Here is a 5334-nt window from a genome sequence, read left to right as displayed (position 1 = left end):
CCACAAAGGCAAACTGCTCGAACGGCCCACCGACATCACCCCACCGACACCGCCCTCAAACGACGACGAGCACACCGGAACGGAGGTCGCCTGAAACACCCCGATCCACAGGAATTGACAATTTCTCGGCTGAACGGGACTGCACGCTCCTCGATCAGCGCCGAACTGTCGCCGGACTCCACCGCTGACAAGATCGACTTTGCGAGTGCGAACATCTATGGTGCACCGTTCGCCCCACGCAAGACGACGCTGCGGAAGTCCCTGGCCACCCGATAATCCCACTATGGCAGCGACGGCACTGGCCGCGTCCGACAAGGATTGGCATCGTCCTATCGACTCACGTCAGATGGCTGTCGTAGGAGCTAGGGCGGCCCGAGTTGGGCTATTACCGATTAGCTGTCCTGTCCCGCAGCACTCTCGCCACGAGAATCCGACGCACCACCACTCGCCTTGGCCGTACTCCCCGAGTCCGACGAACTGGCGTCCCCCGACGAGCCGGCCTTGGTACCGCTCTTGTCATCCGCACCCGTCTCGTGCTCCGAGACAGCAGCGCGCTTCTTGCTTGTCTTCCTGCTCGTTGCGACGGCCTCGTCTGCGGCCGCGTTGCCCGACTCATCCGCGTCGGCCGAAACATCCGATTCCGGACCGCTTTGGGATGAGTCTTCGCCCACGTCCGACGCCTCCGCAGCGTCGTCCTCCGCCGAAGCAGCTTCGTCCTCGGCCTCCGCCGACGCCCCAGCGCCATCCGAGCCATCCGAGCCGGACCCATCCTCCTCGACAGCCTCCGAGTCGACCGACTCCGCGGCTCCGTCGTTCTCCACCGGGGCGTCATCACCAGCGGCTTCTGCCACCACCGACTCCGCAGCAGGCTCCGACGAGTCCGACGCCTCCGGCGCCGCCACCGAAGCGGCCACACCACTGACGCCGCTCCCCTCCTCCGACGGCACCGCCTCCGCCGGCGCCGAAGGCTCCGAGCCCGAGTCCGACTCCGCTCCCGAGCCGCGCACCTCCGCCAGCATCGACTTCGTCGTGGCCACGTTGGCCGCGGTCACCTTGGCCACGTCCCACAGGGTCGACAGGCCCGAGCCCAGCTTCGGCGCGTCGTAGGAGTCGGCCCGGCCGATCTGCAGGGCCAGGTCGTCGCGGGCGTTGAGCAGCCCGGCCGTGATGCTGGTGTTCGGGTCGGCCACCGACTGGTAGATCACCTTGGTGACGTCCTTGACCCCGGCGGCCACCGCGGTGAACGCCGCCCCGAAATCGCCGGTCGACATCGCGGCCACCAGGTTGTCGGTGGCCTCGCGGATCACCTTGGCCAGGCGCACGGTGGCCAGCATCATCGGCAGCTGCACGTCGTTGACCGCCTGCGGCAGGGTGTCGAGCACCGCGGCGAGGCTGCCCAGCGGATGGGTCATCGCCGCCATCAGCACCGGCGCCAGGCCCGGGCTCAGCGCCGGGGTCAGCCGCGAGAGCAGCGGCGCCGAGGGCTCGGCGCCGAACACCGCGTTGTAGTTGTCGATGCCCATGGCGTCCTGCAGGTCGTCGGTCTGCAGGTTGGTGGTCACCCAGCTGGAGTCCCTGACCGAGTTCAGCGCGTAGTCATACGACAGCAGCCGCTGCTTGAGCAGCGCGCGGCGCTGCCCCGGCGTCACCGTCACGGTGCCCTCGGGCAGGTAGTCCATCACGTCGGCCACCGGCACCAGCTGGGCGTCGATCGGCTCGGTGGTCACCTCGCCCTGCAGGTTCTGCCAGCGCACGATCACGTCGCCGGCGTCGATGCCGGTGGTGTCCAGCCAGTTGGCCACCCCGGGATCGGTCGCGCTGATCACGTAGGTGACCGACCCGTCGGCATTGGGCACCAGCTGGGCGTTGTTCAGGCTGGTCTGCTGCGAGGCGTAGCCCAGGGTCTGCGCGAACGCGTTGGCGATCTCGATGCCGGTGTAGGCGGCCTCCATGCCCGGCACCGTCACCACCAGCGCCTGATCGGGCTGCAGCGCGAACCGGCCGAACGCGGTGGCCTGCCCGGCCAGCGCGCCCTGCCCGATCGTCGCCTCGATCGGGGTGAAGCCGTTCTCCGGTCCCCGCCCGATCAGGTTGACGTAGTAGTTGCCCCAGATGTAGTTGGACACCGTGGTGGTGTCGGCCAGCTGGGTCAGCACGTAGTCGATGGCCTCGTCGGACAGGCCCGTGGTGGTCACCCCGCCCACGGCCGGGGTCGGGTCGTCCGGCCCGACGTTCTCGATGCCGACCTGGGTGGCCGGCGCGGCCCAGTCGCCCAGGCTGTTGCGGATCGCCACGGTGTTCATGCCGGTCGAGTCGATCCAGTTCACCGCGTCCGAGGGCCGGGTGGAGCTGACGATCACCGTGTAGGTGCCGTCGTCGTTGGGGGTCAGCTCGCTGATGTTGAGGTTGGCGCCCGCCGAGGGGGCCAGCAGGCTCAGGGACCCGGTGGTGATGTTCAGATCCACGGTGCCCGGGCCCGGGGTGATGGTCAGCACGTAGGTGCTGTCGGGGTTGATGGTCTGGTTCTTGTAGATGTTGTCGGGGTTGTTGGCGCCGAAGTACTGGCGGCTGTTGACCGCGGGCCCGGCGATGTTCTCCGGCAGCTGCGTCCAGTACGGGGTGGTGGTGTTCTGGTTGAGCAGCGTGTTGAGGTTCTTGAACTCCATGGTCTGCACCGCGCCGGGCAGCATCGCGTTGTTGGCGGGCGTGGTGTGCTCGTAGGCGGAGTCGGCGGCCACGGCCTGGCCCATCGCCGCGAGCAGCTGGTCGATGGTGGGCTGCAGGTCACCGTCGGCGGCGTGCGCGGGCGGGGCGACGAATCCGACGGAGACCACCGCGGCCGTCGCGAGCACCGCGATGCCTGCGCGCCGGGCGGCGCGGCTGGGAACCCTCGTCTGGACTCGATCGCTGCTTGCCGTCCGCGGCATCACCATTGATGTCTCCCTTCGCCCCCGGCCGTCTCCGTGTGGTCCTGCGCGGGCCGGTGTTTGCCGAGACTATGACCGCGGCCACACGGTGAGGTAATGCCGATTTGGGAGAATTGCCATACCGATTTTTTATGACTGCTATACCGGTAGCTGTCATGGACACCCACCGCCTGAAGTACTTCCTGCGCATCGCCGACGAGGGCTCGATCACCCGCGCCGCGCACACCCTCGGTGTCGCGCAGCCCGCGCTGAGCCGCCAGATCCGGCTGCTGGAGGAGGACCTCGGGATCACCCTGTTCCGCCGCACCCCCCGCGGAGTCCAGCTGACCGAGGAGGGCGAACGGCTGCGCGCCTCCACCGCCGCGCCGCTGCGCCAGCTCGAACGGGCCGTGCTCTATGCCGGTTCGGCGATGGCCCGCGTCGAGCGCGGCCTTCGGCTGGGCATCCTGCCGACGATCGCGCCGGTGTTCGCCGCGCCGATGCTCGCCGGGCTCAAGGCGGCGTTTCCCAAGGTCGGCTTCCACCTGACGGTGGCCAACACCGAGGGCCTGGTCGAGGCGATGCTCGGCGGGGCCGTGGACATCGCCCTGATCAACGCCGTGCCCGACGACCGGCTGTTCTACCGCGAACTGGTCAGCGAGGAGCTGGTGGCCATCGGCGGGCCCGACAGCGAGCTGCGCCCCGACCGGCCGCTGCGGTTCTCCGAGCTGGCCGACCATCCCCTGGTCATCCCCGGCACCCACACCGGCATCTCGAACACGTTGCACAACACGGCATCCCGGTTCAACGTCACCATCCACTCCTATCTGGTGACCGACTCGGTGGAGGTCACCCGCGAGGTCGTCGCGGCCGGGCTGGCGCATGCGGTGCTGCCGGCCTCGGCGTGCGCCGACGACGTCGAGGTGGGCCGGCTGCGCTATGCCCCCGTCCACGAACCGGTGCTGACCCAGGAGGTGGTGCTGGCCACCACCGCGCAGCTCTCGCTGCCGCGCCAGTTCTGCGTCAGCGTCGGCGCGGTGATCCGTGAGGAGGCCCAGCGGCTGACCGAGACCGGCGCCTGGGCCGCGCAGTTCCGCTCACCGGCGCCGTGGGAACCGTTGCGGCCCAAGCCCGGATCACTGACGTCGCGGGCCGGGGTGTAGGCCCACTCGATGGGCCCGACCGCGGCCACCCGGGCCGAGCGCACCGCCGCGCTGCCCGGCGACGAGCTGATCGGCGCGCCGATCGTCTCGCTGACCCACGCCGTCACGCTCGCCGCCCCACCCGATCGGGTCTGGCAGTGGCTGGCCCAGATGGGCGCTGGGCGCGCAGGCTGGTACAGCTATGACCGCCTTGACAACGCCGGGGTGCCCAGCGCGGAGCGGATCATCCCGGAGCTGGCCCGGCTGCGGGTCGGCGACGTGATGCCCGCGCTGCCCGGGGCCACCGACGCGTTCGTCGTCGCCGCGGTCGACGAGCCCCGCCATCTGGTGCTGGGGGTTCCCGGGCCGTACGGGCACCGGGCGTCCTGGGCGTTCGTGCTGCGGCCCGTCCCGGCGGGCACCCGGCTGCTGGTGCGGGCCCGCGTGGGCCGGCTGCTGCTGAACCTCCCGCTGGTGGGCACGGTGACCGTTCCCGGGCCGCTCGCGCACGCGGTGGCGGTCCCGGTGCACGGGATCATGCAGCGCCGCCAGCTGCTGGGGCTGCGCCGGCGCATCGAGGGGTGAGCCGCCCGGGCTTGGGCGCCTAGGGCGTGTCTGCTTAATGTGAATGGTGTTGTGCTTGATGCTGTTCAGGTGGTCCGGGCTGATGTGATTTCTGATGATTTGTGGTCGTTGATCGAGCCGTTGATGCCCTCGGGGCGGCGGCGCGGTCGTCCCTGGAATGATCATCGGCGCACGTTGGAAGGCATTATCTGGCGTTATCGCACCGGATCTCCGTGGCGTGATCTGCCCGAGCAGTTCGGTGCTTGGCAGTCGGTGGCCGAACGGCATCTGCGCTGGTCCACCGACGGCACCTACACGCAGATCTTCGCGGCGGTCACCGCCGGCATGCAGGACCAGGGCACCGTACTGACCGAGATGCTGCTCTCGGTGGACTCCACCAGTGTGCGGGTTCATCAGCACGGCGCCGGAGCTCGCCCCGGTCGGCACACAGACATCCCAGGGCGCTTGGTGTCAAGCGGCTGACTGGTGTTGAGGTGGTGCCCAGGCGGTCGTCTCGTTGTAGCGGGTCCCGGTTTTGAGGCAGCCGTGCAGTATTCCGGTGAGTTTGTTGGCCAGCTGGCGCAGCGCGGCGCGGTGATCAGCCCCGGCGTGTCGGGAGAGTTCTTCCGTTGGGAAGGATGGGCACGTGGGATCGAAGTCATCGAGGCGGTATCCAGAAGAGCTGAAGGCGCGGGCGGTGCAGATGGTGGCCGATCTGCGTG

At 69.3% G+C, this 5334-nt stretch carries 4 protein-coding genes and 1 pseudogene; 3 read left to right on the top strand and 2 right to left on the bottom strand.

All coding sequences use genetic code 11. From position 1 onward, the window contains the following. Positions 1–392: 392 nt before the first annotated feature. Positions 393–2927: a DUF1214 domain-containing protein gene (locus tag CSR00_RS29290; RefSeq protein WP_141564531.1), complete on the bottom strand. Its 2535-nt coding sequence runs from the start codon at positions 2925–2927 to the stop codon at positions 393–395. A 155-nt stretch (positions 2928–3082) separates the two neighbouring features. On the opposite strand from CSR00_RS29290, the gene CSR00_RS29285 reads away from it, so the two are divergent. Genes CSR00_RS29285 through CSR00_RS29275 form a run of 3 tightly spaced genes read left to right on the top strand, consistent with a single transcriptional unit; the run spans position 3083 to position 5095 of the window. Further along, positions 3083–4069 carry a LysR family transcriptional regulator gene (locus CSR00_RS29285; RefSeq protein WP_099025862.1) on the top strand — a complete coding sequence of 329 codons (987 nt, stop codon included), beginning with the start codon at positions 3083–3085 and terminating at the stop codon, positions 4067–4069. A 9-nt stretch (positions 4070–4078) separates the two neighbouring features. Next, the gene (locus CSR00_RS29280) at positions 4079–4633 is read left to right on the top strand and encodes an SRPBCC family protein (protein ID WP_099025861.1); all 555 of its coding nucleotides are present in this window, start codon (positions 4079–4081) and stop codon (positions 4631–4633) included. A gap of 51 nt (positions 4634–4684) precedes the next feature. Continuing rightward, a complete protein-coding gene (locus tag CSR00_RS29275; RefSeq protein ID WP_141564530.1) occupies positions 4685–5095 on the top strand; it encodes an IS5 family transposase in 411 nt (136 codons plus the stop codon). Here the strand turns inward: CSR00_RS29275 and CSR00_RS31915 are convergent. After that, positions 5084–5212 (bottom strand): annotated as a pseudogene (locus CSR00_RS31915) (IS110 family transposase); the annotation flags it as partial. The gene CSR00_RS29275 and the pseudogene CSR00_RS31915 sit on opposite strands and share 12 nt — an antisense overlap. Between the last annotated feature and the right edge of the window lie 122 nt (positions 5213–5334).

The organism is Mycolicibacterium palauense (genome assembly GCF_002592005.1).
GTDB classification, from domain to species: Bacteria; Actinomycetota; Actinomycetes; order Mycobacteriales; family Mycobacteriaceae; genus Mycobacterium; species Mycobacterium palauense.
Note: the sequence above shows the minus strand (reverse complement) of the source record. Positions and strands in the feature narration are given on the sequence as shown.